This window comes from Methylophaga sp. UBA2496, from assembly GCF_002341635.1.
In the GTDB taxonomy this organism is placed as follows: Bacteria; Pseudomonadota; Gammaproteobacteria; order Nitrosococcales; family Methylophagaceae; genus Methylophaga.
Genome location: NZ_DDOK01000003.1, coordinates 155,706 through 177,316, shown reverse-complemented (window position 1 = coordinate 177,316; position 21,611 = coordinate 155,706). Strand labels below are relative to the sequence as shown.

The 21,611-nt window shown below is 44.7% G+C and carries 20 protein-coding genes; 4 read left to right on the top strand and 16 right to left on the bottom strand.

The features are described 5' to 3' along the window. The first annotated feature begins 96 nt into the window (after positions 1-96). Positions 97-435, top strand: a complete 339-nt coding sequence (locus B2W60_RS01630; protein WP_292361522.1) for a hypothetical protein — start codon at positions 97-99, stop codon at positions 433-435. 393 nt (positions 436-828) lie between these two features. Here the strand turns inward: B2W60_RS01630 and der are convergent, their stop codons facing one another. Genes der through B2W60_RS01615 form a run of 3 tightly spaced genes read right to left on the bottom strand, consistent with a single transcriptional unit; the run spans position 829 to position 4,050 of the window. Then, on the bottom strand, positions 829-2,247 hold the full coding sequence (der, locus tag B2W60_RS01625) for a ribosome biogenesis GTPase Der (protein WP_292361521.1): 1,419 nt from the start codon (positions 2,245-2,247) through the stop codon (positions 829-831). A gap of 2 nt (positions 2,248-2,249) precedes the next feature. Next, on the bottom strand, positions 2,250-3,419 hold the full coding sequence (gene bamB, locus B2W60_RS01620; protein ID WP_292361520.1) for an outer membrane protein assembly factor BamB: 1,170 nt from the start codon (positions 3,417-3,419) through the stop codon (positions 2,250-2,252). After that, positions 3,409-4,050 (bottom strand): YfgM family protein, encoded by a 642-nt coding sequence (locus B2W60_RS01615; protein WP_292361519.1) that lies wholly within the window; start codon positions 4,048-4,050, stop codon positions 3,409-3,411. Before B2W60_RS01615 ends, bamB begins: the two co-directional genes overlap by 11 nt. A gap of 293 nt (positions 4,051-4,343) precedes the next feature. Here B2W60_RS01615 and B2W60_RS01610 point away from each other — a divergent pair, with 293 nt between their 5' ends. After that, a complete protein-coding gene (locus B2W60_RS01610) occupies positions 4,344-5,528 on the top strand; it encodes an ammonium transporter (RefSeq protein WP_292361518.1) in 1,185 nt (394 codons plus the stop codon). Positions 5,529-5,563: 35 nt separating this feature from the next. Here the strand turns inward: B2W60_RS01610 and lpxA are convergent, their stop codons facing one another. The 13 genes from lpxA to rpsB form a co-directional block, all read right to left on the bottom strand. Next, on the bottom strand, positions 5,564-6,334 hold the full coding sequence (gene lpxA, locus B2W60_RS01605) for an acyl-ACP--UDP-N-acetylglucosamine O-acyltransferase (RefSeq protein WP_292361517.1): 771 nt from the start codon (positions 6,332-6,334) through the stop codon (positions 5,564-5,566). Continuing rightward, positions 6,331-6,780 carry a 3-hydroxyacyl-ACP dehydratase FabZ gene (fabZ, locus tag B2W60_RS01600; protein ID WP_292361516.1) on the bottom strand — a complete coding sequence of 150 codons (450 nt, stop codon included), beginning with the start codon at positions 6,778-6,780 and terminating at the stop codon, positions 6,331-6,333. Before fabZ ends, lpxA begins: the two co-directional genes overlap by 4 nt. 93 nt (positions 6,781-6,873) lie before the next feature. Further along, entirely contained in the window at positions 6,874-7,887 is a 1,014-nt protein-coding gene (lpxD, locus tag B2W60_RS01595) for a UDP-3-O-(3-hydroxymyristoyl)glucosamine N-acyltransferase (RefSeq protein WP_292361515.1), read from the bottom strand. Between the two features lie 10 nt (positions 7,888-7,897). After that, the gene (locus B2W60_RS01590) at positions 7,898-8,398 is read right to left on the bottom strand and encodes an OmpH family outer membrane protein (RefSeq protein ID WP_292361514.1); all 501 of its coding nucleotides are present in this window, start codon (positions 8,396-8,398) and stop codon (positions 7,898-7,900) included. Positions 8,399-8,419: 21 nt separating this feature from the next. Continuing rightward, a complete protein-coding gene (gene bamA, locus B2W60_RS01585) occupies positions 8,420-10,696 on the bottom strand; it encodes an outer membrane protein assembly factor BamA (RefSeq protein ID WP_292361513.1) in 2,277 nt (758 codons plus the stop codon). Positions 10,697-10,752: 56 nt separating this feature from the next. Further along, positions 10,753-12,090, bottom strand: a complete 1,338-nt coding sequence (rseP, locus tag B2W60_RS01580; RefSeq protein WP_292361512.1) for an RIP metalloprotease RseP — start codon at positions 12,088-12,090, stop codon at positions 10,753-10,755. Beyond that, positions 12,078-13,268, bottom strand: coding sequence for a 1-deoxy-D-xylulose-5-phosphate reductoisomerase (gene ispC, locus B2W60_RS01575; RefSeq protein ID WP_292361511.1), 1,191 nt, complete (start codon positions 13,266-13,268; stop codon positions 12,078-12,080). Before ispC ends, rseP begins: the two co-directional genes overlap by 13 nt. Beyond that, positions 13,268-14,092, bottom strand: a complete 825-nt coding sequence (locus B2W60_RS01570; protein ID WP_292361510.1) for a phosphatidate cytidylyltransferase — start codon at positions 14,090-14,092, stop codon at positions 13,268-13,270. Before B2W60_RS01570 ends, ispC begins: the two co-directional genes overlap by 1 nt. Then, positions 14,085-14,828: an isoprenyl transferase gene (locus B2W60_RS01565; RefSeq protein ID WP_292361509.1), complete on the bottom strand. Its 744-nt coding sequence runs from the start codon at positions 14,826-14,828 to the stop codon at positions 14,085-14,087. Before B2W60_RS01565 ends, B2W60_RS01570 begins: the two co-directional genes overlap by 8 nt. A gap of 24 nt (positions 14,829-14,852) precedes the next feature. Continuing rightward, positions 14,853-15,410: a ribosome recycling factor gene (gene frr / locus B2W60_RS01560; RefSeq protein WP_292361508.1), complete on the bottom strand. Its 558-nt coding sequence runs from the start codon at positions 15,408-15,410 to the stop codon at positions 14,853-14,855. A gap of 8 nt (positions 15,411-15,418) precedes the next feature. Beyond that, the gene (gene pyrH / locus B2W60_RS01555; protein ID WP_292361507.1) at positions 15,419-16,144 is read right to left on the bottom strand and encodes a UMP kinase; all 726 of its coding nucleotides are present in this window, start codon (positions 16,142-16,144) and stop codon (positions 15,419-15,421) included. Between the two features lie 3 nt (positions 16,145-16,147). Next, positions 16,148-17,029: a translation elongation factor Ts gene (gene tsf, locus B2W60_RS01550; protein WP_292361506.1), complete on the bottom strand. Its 882-nt coding sequence runs from the start codon at positions 17,027-17,029 to the stop codon at positions 16,148-16,150. Positions 17,030-17,131: 102 nt separating this feature from the next. Then, on the bottom strand, positions 17,132-17,884 hold the full coding sequence (gene rpsB / locus B2W60_RS01545) for a 30S ribosomal protein S2 (RefSeq protein ID WP_292361505.1): 753 nt from the start codon (positions 17,882-17,884) through the stop codon (positions 17,132-17,134). 261 nt (positions 17,885-18,145) lie between these two features. On the opposite strand from rpsB, the gene map reads away from it, so the two are divergent. Both map and glnD read left to right on the top strand, forming a co-directional pair. Further along, a complete protein-coding gene (map, locus tag B2W60_RS01540) occupies positions 18,146-18,913 on the top strand; it encodes a type I methionyl aminopeptidase (protein ID WP_292361504.1) in 768 nt (255 codons plus the stop codon). 12 nt (positions 18,914-18,925) lie between these two features. Continuing rightward, positions 18,926-21,562, top strand: a complete 2,637-nt coding sequence (gene glnD, locus B2W60_RS01535; RefSeq protein ID WP_292361503.1) for a [protein-PII] uridylyltransferase — start codon at positions 18,926-18,928, stop codon at positions 21,560-21,562. The last annotated feature ends 49 nt before the right edge of the window (positions 21,563-21,611 follow it).

The following is a 21,611-nucleotide window of genomic DNA, read 5'->3' as shown; positions in this document are numbered from 1 at the left end:
ATGTGAGGAGTTCCACAGTTTTTTTCTTTACTGTAAACCTGTGACCGCTTAACCTTGCACAAGGTAGCATAATCAAGTAACAGCGGGAACAATAAGATGGTATATGTCGATCGCGATGAGAATGGTCAAATAATTGGAGTATTTAATTCTCCACAGAGCGATAACAGCCAATATATCTCGCCGCAGGCACCAGAATTACTTGAATTTCTTGGTCAATCCAACCGTCACGAAGATATACAAACCATCCTCACTGCTTCTGATATGGCGATGGTTCGGGTTATTGAAGACTTAGTGAATACACTTATAGATAAAGGGGTAATTTTATTTACTGAGTTACCCGAAGCGGCGCGCGACAAACTGGTTCAGCGCCAAAAGATTCGCCATCATCTTAATTCACTGGAAAATTTAATGAATGAAGATGATGGTTTGCTCTAGGGCTTGTTTATCTTTCATCTCCGCCTCTGTTGTGAGCTGAAAAAGCGTCAATCAAGGCACGAGGAGCGCCTTTTAGTTATTCTAAATAAGTGACGAGCAAAGCTTCCGCGTCCTGCTCACGCCCCTGACCTACATCCATGTAGGCTACGCAGAGTGGCGCTTTTTCAGTCACAACCCGAAGGGCTGGGACTATTTTTGCGCCCGCCTGCGTTGTATGAAATACATCCCTGTATTTCACCGCTACGCGGCCAGCTAAGCTGTTCAAATGAGTTCCTGACTCATTTGTCAATCACTTATGTAGGAAGGCTACACGGCGTGCTTTCCGCCTTGTCGGACACAAAAATAGTCGCCAGCAGTGGTGGATATGAAAGATCAACAGCCCCGAAAGTTTTTTTAACTCTCTCTTTTTTTAGCTCGACTCGCTATTACACGTTTGCGCTTTTCCTGTGGCGTTTCAGGTTGCTTTTTTTTGCGCTCTTGAAACGGATTTTCGCTGGTTTTAAATTCAATCATCACCGGCGTACCCTGCAATTTAAGTGCAGTACGGAAGTAATTTTCCAGATATCGGCGATAACTGTTTGGCGTCGCTTCGGTCTGATTGCCATGGATGATTATGCGGGGAGGATTTTTACCACCCAAATGCGCATAACGGTATTTAATACGGCGTCCATTAACCAATGGCGGCTGATGATCGGCAACAGCTTCTTCCAATACCCGCGTCAGTTGTGGGGTCGGGATCTTGGCTAAGGCAGAACCATAAGCTTTTTTGACGGATTTAAGTAATAACCCCACACCACTCCCATGCAAGGCTGAGATAAAGTGAGTTTTGGCAAAATTCAAAAAAGGCAAGCGACGCTCAATATTGGTCGCAACCCACTCACGTTCCTGCTTCTCCAGACCATCCCATTTATTGACTGCAATAACCACAGCGCGGCCACTTTCGATAATCAGACCAGCCAGATGCAGATCCTGATCCACAACACCCTGGTGCGCATCTAACACTAACATAACCACATTAGCCGCCTCGATGGCTTGCAGGGTTTTTACAATGCTGAACTTTTCCAGTGCTTCGGAAACCTTGGAACGGCGTCTGACACCGGCTGTATCGATTAAAATATAGTTAGTACCGTCTTTTTCGAATGGAATATAAATACTATCCCGGGTAGTACCAGGTTCATCAAAAGCCACAACCCGGTCTTCACCGAGCAGACGATTGACCAGCGTTGATTTTCCTACGTTTGGTCTACCAACAACGGCGAGACGAATATCACCCGATGTATCTTCCTCTTTTTCATCTTCTTCAGACTGAACAATACGAATGGCGGGTAAATCGCGCATCAAGGTATTCATTAAATTACTAATACCTCGACCCTGGGTGGCAGAAATCACTTCCGGCTCTCCCAGTCCAAGTCGATAAAAATCTGCAGCCGCTAATTCGCGTTGTTCACTTTCTGTTTTATTAATCACTAATAAAACCGGTTTGCCGACATTGCGTAGCTGTTTAGCAATCAACTCATCTCCCGGTACCACACCTGCCTTGCCATCCACTACAAATAAGATCAGATCGGCTTCAACAATCGCCAGTTCAGCCTGTTTACGCATCAGTTCTGACATATCGTCACCTTTAACGGTCAAACCGCCGGTGTCGATCAGGATAAATTCAGCTTCGTCATGTCGGGCATTGCCGTAAATACGATCCCGGGTCAAACCGGCATAATCTGCAACCAAAGCATTACGGGTTTTGGTGAGTCGATTAAATAAGGTGGATTTGCCAACATTCGGCCGCCCAACAAGCGCAATAACAGGTTTCACAGTTAAGGGATCCGAATGGCGGTTAACTTGCCGCCTGTAGTCATTACATAAAGCACACCATCGCGAACGATTGGTTGGCTGCGAATAGCATTTTTATCCAGTCGTTGCCGTGCAACAAAACGACCATCAGAACGAGCGACCCAATGCAGATACCCCTCAAAGTCGCCTACAACAACATAATCACCCGCAATGACCGGCGCAGAAATCGTCCGTCTTAACAATAATGTCTGCCGCCATAATGAATCACCGGTACCATCAGCAATTGCCCATAAATAACTTTGATCATCGCTGACATAAACAGCATCGGATGGTGCCACGGAAATACCTGTTGTTGAAGACATTTCCCTGTCCCACAGAGGTCGTCCAGTATCGACGTCCATCGCTGCAAGATTGCCCTGAAATGCAACCACATACACAATGCCGTTATGGATAACGGGATCCGCATCAATATCAACTAACCGTTCTAACTCGGTTCGCCCACTCGGTATTGCGACACTTCTTTCCCAGATAACTTTGCCATCATTCAACGACAGTGCTATCAACTTACCATTATCATAACCAGCAATAACACTTTGCCCTTCAATCACTGGAGAGCTGACGCCTCGTAAACTTAATAACGGTACAGCCCGCTGGTAGTTCCACAGAACATTACCGCTGCTGGCTGAAATAGCCGTTAACCGACCATCAGCCGTTCTCACAACAACATTGTCGCCACCGACTTTTGCCGGTGCCAGTACTTCACTGCTGAGACGTTGACGCCAGAGTTCTTTGCCTGTGGTTTCATCCAATGCCACCACATCCCCGGACTGGGCACCTACGATGATAAGACCTTCTCCTCCACCAACCCCGGTAGCGACAGGAATATTTAATTTGCTACGCCATTCACGTCGGCCATTTTCAATATTATGGCTGCGCACATCTCCTTTATGATCCACTGTATAAATGAAATCACCTTGCAACCATGGGGCAAGATTTGCATAAGCTGTTTCAGCACCATCACCGGTACCAGTAGACCATAAGGTCTTAGGTTCAAACTCAACTTCAAACTCAGTAAGTTCGGTCGGCGGAGCTTCATAGCTGTCTGCAGCAAAAAATTCTTTAACTGTTCCACATCCTGACAATGTGGTGAGTACTATTCCGACAAATAGATATTTTATTAAATTAGCTTTCATTGATAACAGCCACATCATCACGCTTCATTTCTAATAGCGTTTTACGCGGATCATCTTCATCCATGCTGGAAAGTGCATTTCGGTAAGCTTCAAATGCTTCAGCTTTACTCTCCTGAGCAAGATAAATATCTCCTTCCAGTTCGGCGAACAGTGAAATAAACCCTTCTGACGAACTTTGCTGAGCCAACTGCAAGGCTTGCTCATATTCACCTTGATCGACCAATACGCGAACCATACGAAGTCTGGCTAAATCTTTTTGCCCCGTCAGTTTTGCCTTGTCAGCTGTCCATTTCAAGTATTCCAGTGCGGCTGCGGGCTGATCCTTGCGAGCCTGCTCAGCAGCAAGTTCCAGTGTGGCAAAGGCTGCATAAGGAGTTGAAGAATGCGATTGCATCAGTTCCTGAGTAAGATCTTCTGCTGCAGTTAAATCATCATCACTGATATTCATCTGTACTTGCTGGTACATTGCTGCAGCTTGCTCGGTCTTGGCATGTTGAAAATTGATCCAGTAACGACCACCAAAAATAACTGCACCACCTAATACCACACCGGTAACTACTGAGCGGCCATTTTCACGCCACCAATTTTTTATCGCTTCGCCTTTTTCATCATCCGATGCGTAGATATCCATCGTTTACTCCTTGCTTACCGCAATTAAGGACAGTTAACCAGTCACTGTTTAAAAGTGAAATTAAAGTGCCAGATTATACGTGTTTATCCACAGATTGTGCTAACCGTGGCGTGCCGCATTTTATCGCACCACATTAGTGCCAAATAAAACAGTGACGCACCACAATAGTTCATAAATTGAATTTTCACCGCATTCGTAAATAGCTATCTGATTGTTTTGTATGATTTTGTCTGATTTGGTGCAAGTCTTGCTATTTTGGTGCTTGCTCAACACTAATTATAAGGAAAACCATTGTGCAAAACGCAAGCGACGTAGTTTTTATATTAATTGGCGCCATTATGGTGCTGGCCATGCATGCAGGCTTTGCTTTTTTGGAAGTCGGTACTGTCCGCAAAAAAAACCAGGTCAATGCTCTGGTTAAAATCATCACCGATTTTGGCATGTCCACTATCGCCTACTTTTTTATCGGTTATGGCATTGCTTATGGACTGAATTTCTTTGAACCTTCACCGTTACTGGCTGAAAATAACGGCTACGCTTTAGTGAAATTCTTCTTTTTACTGACCTTCGCGGCGGCGATACCCGCTATCGTCTCAGGTGGTATTGCCGAACGCGCTAAGTTCAACCCTCAATTAATTGCGACATTTTTAATTGCTGGCTTTGTCTATCCACTTTTTGAAGGTATTAGCTGGAATGGCTTGTTTGGCATCCAGGATTGGCTGGAAAACCAATTTGGTGCAGCTTTTCATGACTTTGCCGGATCAATTGTTGTTCATGCTGTAGGTGGTTGGATTGCACTGGCCGCGGTGTTATTACTCGGCCCAAGACATGGTCGCTACGGCAAACAGGGTGAAATATACGCTCATCCACCTTCAAATATTCCTTTTTTAGCACTCGGTGCATGGATTCTGACGGTCGGCTGGTTCGGCTTTAATGTGATGTCTGCACAGGAAATCGAAGGCATTAGTGGTCTGGTTGCCATTAACTCATTAATGGCCATGGTAGGCGGTACATTGGCAGCTTGTTTAATCGGTCGTAATGACCCTGGCTTTGTTCACAATGGCCCACTCGCCGGTTTGGTTGCTATTTGTGCGGGCTCGGACATAATGCACCCGCTTGGTGCGTTAATTACCGGCTCACTCGCTGGGGGCTTATTTGTTATTACCTTTACCCTGGCGCAGAACAAATGGAAAATTGATGATGTATTGGGTGTATGGCCACTACATGGTCTCTGCGGTGTCTGGGGTGCGATTGCAGCCGGTATATTTGGTCAAGCCGCATTGGGTGGTATGGGGGGCGTAAGCCTGGCCTCACAATTCATAGGGGCTGCCATTGGCGTAAGCATTGCCTTTATTGGTGGGCTTATTGTTTATGGTGGTTTAAAAGCGTTGATGGGATTGAGGTTAACTGCTGAAGAAGAATTTAACGGTGCAGATTTGAGTATTCATCGAATCAGCTCAACTCCAGCCAACGACTAGTTTATGAGTAAAACAAAAATCATCCGGTAGAACTACTACCGGATGATTCCACCCTGCTGGTTTTGCAGAAATTCAATAAATATGGCTAACTCATGCGCATCTTGCTGGATATCATTTAAGCGTTGCTGAGCCTGTTCCATACGCAGCCCTGAACGATAAACCAATTTATAAGCCTGACGAATATTTCTAATCTGAGTATCCGTAAAGCCTCGTCTGCGTAACCCCTCAACATTGATACCGACAGGTTCTGCCATATGACCTGATACCAATACATAAGGCGGAACATTTCGAGAAATGACACTGCCCATGGCGCTGAAACAATGTGAGCCAAGATGATTAAATTGGCTAACCAGAGTGAAGCCCCCCAAAATAACATGCTGATCAACAATGACATGGCCAGCAAGTGAAGCATTATTGGCGAAAATATTATAGTCTCCAATAATACAATCATGAGCAATATGCACATAAGCCATGATCCAGTTGTTATTACCCACCTTGGTAATACCACCGCCTTGTACCGTGCCACGATTAATTGTGACAGATTCACGGATCAGGTTATTGTCACCAATTTCCAATAATGTCGGCTCACCATGATATTTCTTGTCCTGTGGTTCTTCACCAATTGAGGAAAATTGAAATATACGGTTATTTCGACCTATTTTCGTCGGTCCGTTTATCACTACATGTGAAGCTATTTCTGTACCTGAAGCGATTTCAACATGCGCTCCGATAATACTGTACGCACCGATAACAACGTCATCGGCGATTCTGGCAGTGGGATCTATTAGAGCAGTTTGATGAATCACGAAGGCATTTCTTGGTTAACACACATAATATCAGCACTGACAACGACCTCGCCGTCAACAGTCGCCTGACCATAAAACTTCCATAAATTACGTTTGTTTTTAATCAATTTAACTTCAAGGCGTAGTTGATCGCCTGGCTCTACAGGTTTTTTAAAGCGCGCATTATCAATACCGGCCAGATAATATAACGCTTCATCTGAACGAATCTGATCGGCTGTTTTAAATGCCAGCAATCCTGTAGCCTGAGCTAATGCTTCCAGAATCAATACGCCCGGCATAATGACACGCTGGGGGAAATGGCCCGTGAAGTGGGGTTCGTTGAAACTGACATTTTTAATACCAACCAGATGTTCACCCGGTGTAAATTCAATTACCCTGTCAATCAACAGGAATGGGTATCGATGTGGCAGTAAGCGTTGAATCTCATGTATGTCAATGGTGTTCAATCTGATTATCCTTTAGGATTTATATTTTTGCGTGCAGTAATCTTACGTTGAGACCCTGTTGCGGTAAAGCTAAGTGAATGACGAACACATTCATTACTTCAACTTGGCTTCCAATTGTTTTAATTTGTCATTTAATTTATCAAGCTGTCTATAACGAATCACATTCCTGTGCCATTCTCTGGTGGGCTCAACCGGAATTCCTGAAGAATAGGTTCCAGCAGTTAGAATTGATTTGGTTACCATACTCATGCCAGTCAATTGAACACCATCGGTTATTTCAATATGCCCGGCAATACCCGTTCCCCCCCCAATGGCACAGTGGGCTCCAATGCGAGTGCTACCTGAAATACCCACACATCCGGCAACTACCGTGTGTTCACCAATGAAAACGTTGTGACCGATTTGAATTTGATTATCCAGCTTGACACCATCACTGATGATAGTGTCATCTATAGCTCCACGATCAATAGTCGTATTGGCGCCAATTTCGACATCATTACCAATAATGACTTTGCCTACTTGCGGGATCTTCAACCATTTACCATTATCGTTCGCAATACCAAAACCATCCGCACCAATAACGACTCCGGGATGAATACGAACGCGCCCACCAATTTGAACTTTACGGCACAAAGTGACATTTGACATCAACCGGGTATCAGCACCAATCTCCACATCATTTTCAATGATACAGCCTGGTCCGATAATCACATTGTGACCAATCTTTACGTTCGAGCCGATATAAACCTGTGCAGCTATGCGTGCGGAATCGGCAATATGACAACTTTGCCCAATTACTGCACTTGAATGAATACCGGTATCCGGTTGTTCATCAGGATATAAAAGGGAGGCTGCTTTGGCATATGCGACATAAGTGTCATCAATAACCAAAGCATTGGTATTTACTTCGGCTAAATCTGCGGATGAAACAATGACACATCCAGCAGAAGTCGATTTTAGATATTGACGATATTTAGTATTCGCTAAAAAACTGATATCGGTATCCTTTGCATTTTGCAAGGTACCGACACCAGTTATAACTTTGTCTGCATTTCCAACCAGTTGTGCACCAATTTCAGATGCTATTTTTGCTAATGTCCAGACCACATCCAGACTCTTATTTCGCTTTAAGTCTTTCCAGCACTTTGGAGGTTAAATCTGCACGTTCACTGGCAAAAATAACACCTTGATAAAGTACCAAGTCATAAGATTCTTTTTTAGCAAGATCTACGATTGTTTCTGCAATTTCTTCTTCTAACTTACGTAACTCTTCATTACGACGGATAGACAAGTCTTCACTGTATTCATCCTGTAGGCGTTTCAATTCACGTTGATCGTTTAAAATCTTACGTTCCTGTGCCTGACGTTCGTCATTACCCAGTATTGCAGCATCACGATTTAATTTATCCTGAGCCGCACGTAATTCCTTGTGTTTGTTTTCGAGTGATTTGCTACGCGTTGAAAATTCTTTTTCCAATCGGGCTAAAGCACGTTCCTTCTGTGGAGACTGATCTAATACGACACTTGCATTTACAACGCCGATTTTCATTTCAGCAGCATAAACGGGGCTGACCATTAAAGATGCCAACAACAGGCCAACAATCTTGATGTTTTTCACTCTTAACTCCGATAGTTAAATTTAAAATGTTGATCCCAATGAAAACTGGAATACTTCGGTTTCGTCATCCGGTTGATCACGTAATGGAGCAGCAATACTAAACGACATTGCGCCAAATGGTGAAATCCAAATTGCTGATAAGCCGGTTGAATATCTCAGTAAATCAGCTTCAAAGCTTTGATCAACATCATATACGTTACCCACATCCACGAAAGTGCTCAAGCGGAAAGAGCGTAAAGCTTTTTTCATGAATGGAATTGGGAAAATAATTTCCGCTCCGCCAGTAACCATTAAATTACCACCGAGAGGTCGGTCAGCTTCCCTGACACCCAGGGTATTTGCTCTGAAACCTCTCACACTTCTGATACCACCAGCGTAAAAGTTCTGGAAGAAGGGAAATTGCTCACTATCACCATAGGCTTTACCGTACCCAAGATCCGTTCTCAAGGCAAAGGTAAAGGTATCGTTCAATGGGGTATACCAGTTATTGCGATAGCGAAGTTTGTAGTACTGCAGGTCACCAATAGGCGTAGCCACTTCTGCAGAAACACTTTGCGACATACCTCTTGTCGGTAAGATAGCATTGTTTCGTGTGTCACTTGACCAGCCAATAGTTACTGGAAACGCATGAAATGAATCCCCCTCTTTTTCGATAAAATCATCGTAACGGGTAATTTCATTATTACTTGGTACATCCAGTTGCGTATTTTCATAACCAAATGCCAGATTTATCCGGTTATTCTCTGAAATCGGGATACCGAAATTAATATCACCACCAAAAACGTCCGTGGTGTAGTTAGCAATATTCGCCTCAAATGCATCTGTTTCGCGATAGAAAAGATTAAAGCCCTGACTGATACCATCTACCGTGGCAAACGGATTGGTATAACCAAAGCTATAGACTGTGTTGACACGGCTATTATTAAAGCCGAAGCGAACATGCTTGCCACTTCCGAAAAAGTTTTTCTGTGTGACGTTTGCATTGAAGATAATACCATCAGATTGAGAGTAACCAATACCGGCTGACAGGCTACCGGATGCCATTTCCGTTACATTGAAATCCAGATCAACCTGATCAGATGTTCCGGCAACAGGCAAGGTTTCAACATTCACATCTTCGAAATACCCCAAACGAGAAATTCGTTCGCGAGACCGCTCAACAGCGCCCGTGGAAATCCAGGCTGACTCCTGTTGGCGCATTTCCTGACGCAATACTTCATCACGGGTTTTGCTATTACCTGAAATATTGATACGACGTACATAAGCCCGACGACCCGGGTCGACAAAGAAAGTCAGATTAACTTCCCGCGTTTCACGATCAATATCAGGTACGGCATTCACGTTGGCAAAAGCATAACCATCATTACCTAATCGATCTGTAAGTCTTTCAGAACTGGAGGTAATAGCCTTTCTGGAGAACACCGAGTTTTTACGGATGGTAACCAAATTAAATAATTCTTCTTCCGGCACAATCAAGTTGCCGGCCAATCTTACTTCATTGATTTTGTAGCGTTCACCTTCAGCAATATTGATGGTGATGAACATCTGTTTTTTATCATCTGAGATCGTTACCTGTGTGGATTCTACGGTGAAATCGACATAACCACGATCCAGATAAAATGAACGTAATGATTCAAGGTCAGCTGATAGTTTCTGACGGGAATACTGATTGTCTTTGGTTAACGAAGATAACCAGCCACCAGTAGTCGATTCAAACTCGCCAAGCAGTTCTTCATCATCATAAGAATTATTACCGACAATATTAATCTCACCGATGGTGGCAACCACACCTTCTGCCATATTAATCCGGACGGCTACACGATTGCGCGATAATGGCGTCACTTCTGAATCAATAGCCACACCATATTTACCACGGCTGAAGTACTGACGCTGCAGTTCCAGCTCAACCCTTTCCAGCATGGCCTGCTCAAACACCTGGCCTTCAGCAAAACCAATCTGGCGTAATGACTTGGTCAACTCTGCACTGTCCAAATCTTTGTTACCGACAAACTCGATGCTGGAAATTGCAGGACGTTCACTGACTTTAATGACTAACACACCATCATCACGCTCAACCTGTACATCGTTGAAATATTTCGATTTAAACAGTGAGCGGATAATGCCTCTGACATCATTTTCCGTCAGCTCATCGCCTACTTTGACTGGTAGGAAGTTAAAAACCGTCCCAGCGGAGATCCTTTGTAACCCCTCCACCCGGATATCTTTGATGATAAACTCCTCGGCCCAAGCTGCAGAGGATAACAAGATGAGCGTCAATGCTGTGATGATTTGTTTCATTGTTGTTTTACAGTCAGTCAGCCGAAGAAATCGTAAGTGTACCTGCAATGTGTGGATTAGCCAATGAGTCGAGCAATGTCATTTGTAAAAGCGAATACCATCAACAGCAGAATCAAAAATAATCCAATTTTTTGTACCTGGATTTGTACCGATTCCGGTAACGGTTTGCCACGAATCCATTCAAAAAAATACATCAGTAAATGACCACCATCCAGCACTGGTACAGGTAATAGATTTAATATCCCTAAACTGATACTGATCATGGCTAAAAAACTGATAAAGGCGACAAATCCTTGCTGAGCAGAATCTCCGGCAAATTGTGCAATAGCAATTGGCCCACCCAGGTTGTCACTGGAAACCGTACCGACAAGCATCCCCCATAAACCGCTCAAGGTCGTGACACTAAATTGCCAGGTTTGTGTAACGGCCTGAGGAATAGCCGTCAATGGTCCATAGCGTAACTCTGCTTGCAATTCTGTCGGTATTTCAAATGCATCTGTATTGACTGCGGCACCAATACGTCCCATTCCATTATCATCTGCAGCGGGGGTAATAATCAGTTGCTGTATGACGCCATTGCGTAGGATTTCGACTTCGATAGGTTGCTCAGCACTATTCTGAATTAACGTCACCCATGCCTGCCAACTCTGCAATGGTTTTCCATCAGCAGAAATTAATTCGTCTCCGGCTTGTAAGCCTGCTTTTTCTGCAGGACTATCGGCAACGATCTTGCCCAAAATCGGGGGCATTTCTGGTTGCACGGTTTTTATACCAATTTGATTAAACAGGGTTGCTGCATCGTCAAGACCAAGCTTTGGTAAAGTGAGTTGTTTGGTGGTTTCGATATCAGCACTACGTGTTGTCAGTGAGACGGTTTCACCAGATTGTGCCAATCTCAACCATTGCTGAAACAAGCTGTTTATTGTTGGTGTTGCTTTACCGTTAACGGCAATAATTTGCTCACCCGGAGTAAGCTGAGCCATGGCTGCTGGTGAGTCAACCGTGACTTCATCAATAATCGGCTTTATTCCCGGTACTCCAATGATCAGAATCATCCAGTAGGCAAACACGGCAAATAAAAGGTTGGCAACAGGCCCTGCTGAGACAATCGCAACGCGGTTTTTTAATGGCTGGCGATTAAAAGTTTGTCCCAGATCAGCATCTGCCACCGGCCCTTCGCGTTCATCCAGCATCTTGACATAACCACCTAAAGGCAGCGCTGCAATCACAAATTCAGTGCCATTTTTTAATTGTTTTGACCACAGTTTCTGGCCAAAACCGACCGAAAAACGCAATACTTTCACCCCACAACGCCGTGCTACCCAGTAGTGTCCAAATTCATGGATAACCACCAGCAGGCTGAGGGCGATAATAAAAAAGATTAATGATTGCATAACTTCCGCATCTGCTGTTGAGCGACCTTTCTGGCCATTTGATCGGCAGACAAAATGTGTTCCAGTGAATCTGCTGCTGTTGATTGTACGCCTTCTAAAACATCAGCAATGATCCGGGCAATATCAGTAAACTTAATTTTGCGGTTAAGAAAGGCTTCTACTGCCACTTCATTAGCGGCATTAAGTATAGCCGTACTGGTTCCCCCTGCATTTAATGCCTTATAAGCAAGGGCCAGGCAAGGGAATCGCGCAAAGTCCGCTTCCGAGAAATCCAGCCTTCCCGCCTTCACCAGATCCAAAGGCTCAACTCCAGAATCTATACGTTGCGGCCAGGCTAACGTATTGGCAATCGGTGTACGCATATCGGGATTCCCCATTTGCGCCAGCACCGAACCATCCGCATAGTCCACCATGGAATGAATAATACTCTGGCGGTGCAACACGACCTCAATCTTGTCACTGCTCACTCCAAATAACCAGTGCGCTTCGATAACCTCCAGTCCTTTATTCATCATCGTGGCGGAATCAACGGATATTTTCTGGCCCATCGACCAATTTGGATGCGCTACCGCCTGTTCTGGCGTAACCCTATCCAGATCGTCAATATCCCAATCCCGAAACGGTCCACCTGATGCCGTCAGAATAATTCTGCGGATACCTTTATTTTCAAAATGATATTGCTGGGTATCGCCGACTGGCATGCATTGCCATATCGCATTATGTTCACTATCAACAGGAAGCAATATTGCATTATTCGCTTCCACTTCGCGCATCAGTAAAGCACCACTCATCACCAGCGCTTCTTTATTGGCCAGCAAAATACGTTTACCGGCTTTTGCTGCGGCCAGGGTGGGAAGTAATCCTGCAGCCCCCACAATAGCAGCTACCACAATATCAGTTTCATCTGCACTAGAAATCATTTCCAAAGCTTGCATACCGCTTTGCACAGCAGTAGCCAAACCGGCTTTACGAAGTTTTATTTCGAGTTGTTCTGCCGAATCCGGGCATAACATAACGGCCACAGCCGGTTGAAATTGAATGCATTGCTCAAATATCGTATCAACTGATTTATTAGCCGCTAAGGCGTATACAGAGTATTTTTCAGGATGACGCTGTAAAACATCTAAAGTGCTGATACCAATTGAACCGGTTGAGCCGAGAATAGTAACCTGCTGCATTAAAACTGACCTGTCAGCCATAACAGCGCAGCAAAAAACGGAACGGCCGCCAGCAGACTATCCATCCTGTCCAGCATACCGCCGTGCCCCGGTATAAGTTGCCCACTGTCTTTTATCTGGTAACTGCGCTTAAACAGACTTTCAAATAAATCACCACTGACCGAAATCAAACCGCTTATCAGGCTGATAGCAAGCCAGCCGCTCAGTGATAAATTCTGGGAAATACCCAGCAAATATGCCAGAACGCTCCAGAGTGCTACTAACACCAGAGCTCCGGCAAGACCTTCAAGCGTTTTATTCGGACTGATAGCCCTGGCCAGAGCATGTTTTCCCCAGCGTTTACCTGCGAAATATCCACCGGTATCGGCCAGCCATACACTTATCAAAACATATAAAACCAAGACTGGACCATTCGGAGCTAAGCCATGCAGCCATACCGCGCTGTAAACAAACAATAACGTGACCAGCATGCTGAGCAGATAGGTAAATACTTTATTGTGGAAGCACCCAGCAAGAATGCCGGGTAAAGGTCGGTGTGCAAATAAAACAATGAGCAGACTGAACAGAATCCAGAACAGTAAGCCGCTGAACAATATATGGTCAATCGCTGCCGTCGTAAGCAATACTGCCAGAACAGCAACAAATGAAATACTGGCCAATACTTTGAACATGGGTTTGATTGCTGCCATGGAGAGCCATTCCCATATCGCCATCAACGCAACAACCGTCAGTAAAGCAATAAAACCGATACTGGGTAATAGCAAAATGGCCATTATCACTAACGGAATTAACACTGCCGCAGCCAATAAACGCTGTTTAAGCATCTTCTTTACCTGCTAACTGTTCCGATGTACGACCAAACCGTCGTTCACGGCTGGAAAACGAATCTATTGCTATATCCAAATTCTGGGCATTAAATTCAGGCCAAAGTGTCTCGGTAAAATACAATTCGGTATACGCCAGCTGCCACATCAGAAAATTACTGATACGTTGTTCACCGCCTGTACGGATGAACAGATCCGGTTCAGGCAAATCGGCCGTCACCAAATGACCGGCAATAACACTTTCATCAATCTGCTCTGGATCGAGTTCGCCGTTTTGGATTTTTTTCGCAATCTGCTTAACTGACTGAGTAATGTCCCAGCGCCCACCATAGTTGGCAGCAATATTCAGGATCAAACCATCGTTTTCAGCCGTTAATGCCGTTGCATCCGCAATCTGTTGCTGTAATGACACCGAAAAACGACTGATATCACCAATGACATTAAGACGGATATTGTTTTTATGCAGACGTTTAACCTGGTTATCCAGTGCATGACTGAATAACTCCATCAGTAAATTGACTTCCTTACCGGGTCGTCGCCAGTTTTCACTGCTGAAGGCAAACAGGCTGAGTACTTCCACACCGCAGGCGACACAATGTTTAACAATGCCTTCAACCGCTCGGACACCAGCTCGGTGCCCCATAAATCGCGGTTGTAGCCGTTGTTTTGCCCAGCGACCATTGCCATCCATGATGATAGCAATGTGTCTGGGTATGGAACGACCGGAAGAATTCATTTGGTATGGCTAAACCGTAATGGCTTAGACCGCCATCAAATCGGTTTCTTTTTCAGCCAGTAAGTCATCAATCTGTTTGATGGTAGTATCGGTCAGCTTTTGAATGGCCTCTTCCGCACCACGCTGTTCATCTTCCGAAATGGCTTTGTCTTTTAATAAATCTTTGAAGCTGCCATTCGCATCACGACGAATATTACGCACAGCGATACGTGCATTTTCAGCTTCAGATTTAGCCACTTTGACCAAATCTTTACGACGTTCTTCAGTTAAGGGCGGAATCGGAATACGAATAGTCATTCCTGCACTATTTGGATTCACCCCCAAATCAGATGTCATAATGGCTTTTTCGATCACCGGAACCATATTTTTTTCCCATGGCGCCACCGTGAGCGTTCTGGAATCTTCGATACCAACACTCGCCACCTGACTCAAGGGAACATCGGAACCGTAATATGGCACGGTAACATGATCTAATAAACTGGTATGTGCGCGGCCAGCACGGATTTTCGCCAGTGCAGTTGCCAGAGCCGCAACACTTTTCTGCATTCGGTCTGCTGCATCTTTTTGAATATCATTAATCATGATTTGTCCTATTTCACCAATGTACCAACATTTTTCCCATACACTATGTCAGTGAGATTACCGTATTCATGAACATTAAATACCCTTAAAGGCATTTTCTGTTCCTGACACATCACTACTGCCGTTGTATCCATTACTGCCAGGCGATTATTAATAACTTCATCATAAGACAGCGTGTCATAACGGATGGCTTCGGGATCTTTCCTTGGATCTGAATTATATACACCATCTACCTGGGTGCCTTTAAGCATGAGCTCAGCACCAATTTCTACAGCACGCAAACTGGCTGCTGAATCTGTGGTAAAAAATGGATTACCGGTACCCGCAGCAAAAATCACTACCCGGCCTTTTTCTAAATGCCGAATAGCACGGCGGCGCAGATAATCTTCACAGACTTCATGAATACGTATCGCGGACATGACACGGCAGAATGTTCCATTACGTTCCAGAGCATCCTGCAGTGCCAGCGCATTTAATACGGTTGCCAACATGCCCATGTGATCGGCACTGACTCTATCCATGCCACTGGCGGCAAGGCCAGCACCACGAAAAATATTGCCACCGCCGATAACAATACCCAGCTGAACACCCTGGGCATTCAGCTCGGATATCTCTTTCGCAAACCGGGAAATCACTTCGGGTTGAATGCCATACTCGGCATTACCCATTAAAGCCTCACCACTCAGTTTGAGCAGAATACGCTTATAAACAAGCTGATTTCCGGTTTCCGTCATGGTTTAGTTTCCTCGTGCCTGAGCCATAACTTCTTCGGCAAAGTTATCAACTTTTTTCTCGATGCCTTCACCGACTTCATAACAGGCAAAGGCTTCAACCGTTGCACCCGCTTGTTTAACCAGCTTTTCAACCGTGACATCAGGGTCTTTAACAAACGCCTGGCCCAGCAGGCTGATTTCGTTAACGAACTTGCTCATGCGGCCTTCGATCATTTTTTCAACAATCGCTTCCGGCTTACCGCTTTCACGTGCCTGGGTTGCGACGATATCACGCTCTTTTTGCAATAATTCTTCTGGAAGTTCAGCAGCAGATACCGCTTGCGGACGGCTGGCAGCAACATGCATTGCCAAATCTTTTGCCAGACTTTCATCACCACCGTTAAGCTTGACCAGTGTTCCGATACGGTCACCGTGGCGGTAAGCACCAATGACACCCGAATCAGTGTTCACCAAAGTAAAGCGGCGAACCTGAATATTTTCACCAATTTTAGCAATCAGCGATTGGCGGACAGTATCGATGCTTTCACCGTTACTTAATGTCAATTGCAACAATGCATCTAAATCAGCAGGCTGTGCTTCCAGAACTTTCTTCGCTACGGCATCGACGAAACCAATAAAATCATCTGCTTTCGCGACAAAGTCTGTTTCTGAATTCACTTCAAGCATCACTGCCTGTTTATTATCGGCACTGGTTTCGATGGCAATAATACCTTCGGCAGCAACACGGTCAGACTTCTTGTCAGCTTTCGCCAGACCAGATTTACGCATCTCTTCAATTGCTGCTTCGATATCACCATTAGATTCAACCAATGCTTTTTTGCATTCCATCATGCCGGAGCCGGTACGCTCACGCAGTTCTTTTACTAAAGCTGCAGTTATAGCCATTTTTGTAACCCTTAAAATCAATTTTTGTGAACGGCCTGTTTCAGACCACACATACGACACAGGCCCGCCTTTAAGCGAGCCTGTTTAAGTCATTAGCAGAACTTATTCAGCTGCGGCTGGAGCATTCTCTTCCGCAACTTCTACAAATTCATCTCCGGCATCACCTGTAGTGACAGATGCACGGCCTTCCAGAATAGTGTCAGCGATATTAGCTGTATACAGGCGAATGGCCCGCATGGAGTCGTCGTTGCCAGGGATAACGTAATCAACACCGTCAGGATTACTATTGGTATCTACAACCGCAATCACGGGGATACCCAGTTTGTTTGCTTCCTGAATAGCGATGCGCTCATGATCAACGTCGATAATGAACAAAGCATCAGGCAGGTTACCCATTTTCTTGATACCACCAATGCTTTTTTCCAGTTTTTCCTGTTCACGTGACAGGTTCAGAACTTCTTTCTTTTTCAAACCTTCTGTTTTACCTGATTCGATCATCGCCTGAATTGCTTCAAGACGTTTGATTGATTGGCGAACGGTTTGGTAGTTTGTCAGCATGCCGCCTAACCAGCGACGGTTGACGTAAGGCATGCCACAACGTTCAGCATCTTCACGGATAGCATCCTGTGCAGCACGCTTGGTGCCAACGAACAGAATACGGCCTTTTTTGGAAGCCAGTTTGCTGACGTAGTTGAGTGCGTCGTTGAACATTGGCAGACTGTGCTCAAGGTTAACGATATGAATATTGTTGCGCTTACCAAAGATGAAAGGACCCATTTTTGGGTTCCAGTAACGTGTTTGGTGACCGAAGTGAACGCCTGCTTCAAGCATTTGGCGCATTGTAATTTTAGCCATTTTTATACCTATATATATGGGGTTAAACCTCCACGCACCCCAGCTATCGACTGATCTGATGTTCAGACAGCACCCCGAAAACTGTGTCGGCACGTGTGTGATTTTGCCTTTGCTAAGGCGCGCATATTATTCCACAGTTACCAACTAAAACAAAGCACCAACCGTATATAGCTTGGATTAGCCCGCTTAGCTGGCAGTTCAATGCTTTTTGCGGCAAACTATGCTTTGTCTTTTTATCGTTAACAGCAATCAGGATCTGGCATGGGCGTGACCATCAAAACAGCCGAAGAAATCGAAAAAATGCGTGTGGCAGGCAAGCTTGCCGCTGACGTTTTAACCATGATCGAACCGCATGTGGTTGCGGGCATCACCACCGATGAATTAAACACCATTTGTCACGATTATATTGTTAACGAACAAAAAGCCATTCCTGCACCTTTGAATTATCATGGTTTCCCCAAGTCCATCTGTACCTCGGTCAATCATGTTATCTGCCACGGTATTCCCAGTGATAAAAAACTCAAAGATGGCGACATTATTAATATCGATATCACGGTTATTAAAGATGGTTATCACGGGGATACCAGCAAAATGTTTCATGTCGGCAAAACATCAATCCTGGCTCAGCGATTGTCTCGTGTCGCTCGTGAATGCATGATGATTGGCATTGATATGGTCAAACCGGGTATCAAGCTGGGCGATATCGGCCATGCCATTCAGCAACATGCGGAGAACGAGCACTTTTCTGTTGTCAGAGAATATTGTGGACATGGCATCGGCCAGGTATTTCACGAAGAACCACAGGTGTTGCATTATGGTTCACCAGACACCGGTATGACATTGCAGGCCGGCATGACATTTACTATTGAACCGATGATCAATGCCGGTAAACGTCAGGTCCGCCAACTTCCTGATGGCTGGACAGTGGTGACCAAAGACCGTTCCTTATCGGCCCAATGGGAACATACCATTCTGGTTACTGATGATGGTCACGAAATATTAACCCTTCGGGAAGAAGAACGCTCATAGGAGCATCCATTAATGGCAATTGCTGCACAATCTGTCTGGGAGTTCGGTCAGACGGATAAGGCGACTGGCTGTCGCGATATCCTCGCTAAAGCCTCCCAACATTTAAAGAAATGTTTTTTTGAAGATGAAGCTGACATTGACTGGCTGGTTCATCAACAATCACATTTTGTGGATGAAGTACTGCAATTTCTATGGAAAAAGCATCTTGCAGCAGAAACCACACTGAGTCTGATTGCTGTGGGTGGCTATGGACGAGGTGAATTACATCCCCATTCTGATGTGGATTTGCTGGTGTTACTGGATGATTCAGTAGCCGAAGCGCCGCCAGCCGCATTATCAGATTTCCTGACCCAATTATGGGATATCGGACTTGAAATCGGCCATAGTGTTCGCACAATTAGTGAATGCCGCCAGCAGGCTGAAGACGATATCACTATTGCTACCAACTTACTGGAAGCACGGCTTTTATCGGGCAATCAACAATTGTTCGAGCAGTTACAACAACTGACGGTTTCAAACAAAACGTGGGATACCCGACTTTTTTACGAGCGCAAAAAACAGGAACAGATTCAGCGGCATCATAAATACAACGATACCGGTAACAACCTTGAGCCAAATCTAAAAGAATCGCCCGGTGGTCTGCGGGATATTCAGGTGATCAACTGGGTTGCTCAACAACATTTTGATGTACGGAATCTGCAAGGCCTGAAATCCAAAGGCTTTCTGGCCGAAAGCGAGTTCGATATTCTGCAACAGGCACGACGTTTTCTGTGGCGGGTACGGTTTGCCCTACATCATCAGGCCGGTCGTAAACAAGAAAAAATGATGATAGATCATCAGCGCGAACTGGCTAAACAACTCGGTTATGCAGACACCAATAACCGTATGGCCGTTGAACATTTCATGAAGGATTATTACCGGACGGTTCGTGCCGTTGGTCAAATGAATGCATTGCTGTTACAACTTTTTGAAGAAAATATCATCCTGGCTGATGAACCCAGAGATATTGAACCGATCAACCGTCGTTTCCAATCTCATAACGGTTATCTGGAAACCATCAATTCCGGCATGTTTGCTTACTATCCCTATGCGTTGCTGGAAGTATTTCTGATCCTGCAACAACATCCGCATATTAAAGGCATTCGTGCCTCGACTATCCGCCAGATTCATGCCCATCTGCATTTAATTGATGAACGCTTTCGTGCAGACATTAAAAATCGTAGCCTGTTTATGGAAATCATCCGTCAACCGAAAGGCGTTACCCATGAATTTCGTCGCATGAATCAACTCGGAGTGCTGGGTGCTTATCTGCCTGAATTTGGTAGGATTGTCGGACAGATGCAGCATGATTTATTTCATGCTTACACGGTAGATGAACATACCCTGTTTCTGGTGGGAAATTTACGTCGTTTTTCCTGCTCCGAATTCAAGGATGAATTTCCGCTGTGTTCAGAAGTGTTTTATCAACTGCCAAAACCTGAATTATTGTATATCGCCGGTATTTATCATGATATTGCCAAAGGTCGTGGCGGTGATCATAGTATTCTCGGTGTTAAAGATGCAGAACAATTCTGTACGCAACACAATTTGAGTGATTACGACACCAGCATTGTGACTTTTCTGGTTCGCCAGCATCTGGCAATGTCATCCACCGCGCAAAAGAAAGACCTCGAAGATCCTGAAGTTATTCAAGACTTTGCCGCTCTGGTCGGCAGTGTCAATAGATTAAATTATCTGTATCTGTTGACGGTGGCTGATATCAGGGCAACCAATAACAATCTCTGGAATGGCTGGCGTGACTCACTGCTCAAACAGCTATATCACAGTACGCATCAATGGCTGGAACATACTGAGGCACAAGCAAAAAGTACGCAGGAAAAAAGCTATAAAAAGTATCAGTTGGCTTTGGATAAACTTTCAGAAATGGGATGGCCGCCCCAAGATATCACCCAACTGTGGCTTGAATATGATCTGGATTATTTTTTACGGCATTCAGTTGATGAAATTGCCTGGCAAACCAATGGCCGGCTTGAGCATCCCGATGAAGAACCATTGATTCTGGTACGTCCGCATAACGAAAAGCAAACGCTCGAGTTATGTATTTTTACACATGATCGCCGCGGTCTGTTTGCTTCTATGACAGCATGTCTGGAACAGTTGCAACTGAATATTCTGGATGCCAAAATCAATATCAGTAATGACGGTAAAACCTTAAATACTTTTATTGTTAATGGGACACAACAACGCTTTGAAGATATCACCGCAGCATTGCATAAGCAGCTTGCACGTGAACATTTGATTTCGGGTTATAAACCACAATTAATGCCACGAACCACAAAGCTGTTCCAGACCGAGCCCGTCATAAAGTTTTCGGTAAATCCCCAGCATACACATACGGTAATGGAGCTATACACCCATGATCGACCGGGATTGTTGTCTGTCGTAGCACAAGTTTTTCTGTCAAATCAGATACAGGTAATTAATGCTAAAATGGTGACATTGGGCGACCAGGTAGAAGACGTGTTTTTCATCACCAATAGCGACGACAATGCGTTAACCGAAACAGAACAACAAAGGTTAGATGCGGAATTGAAAGACAAACTGGTAATGCAAGCGGAAGCTGTTTTATCAAACTCAGTTGCCTTTTAAACAGACATAAAAAAGGTGAGGCATTTTAAACCTCACCTTTTTCAATTTA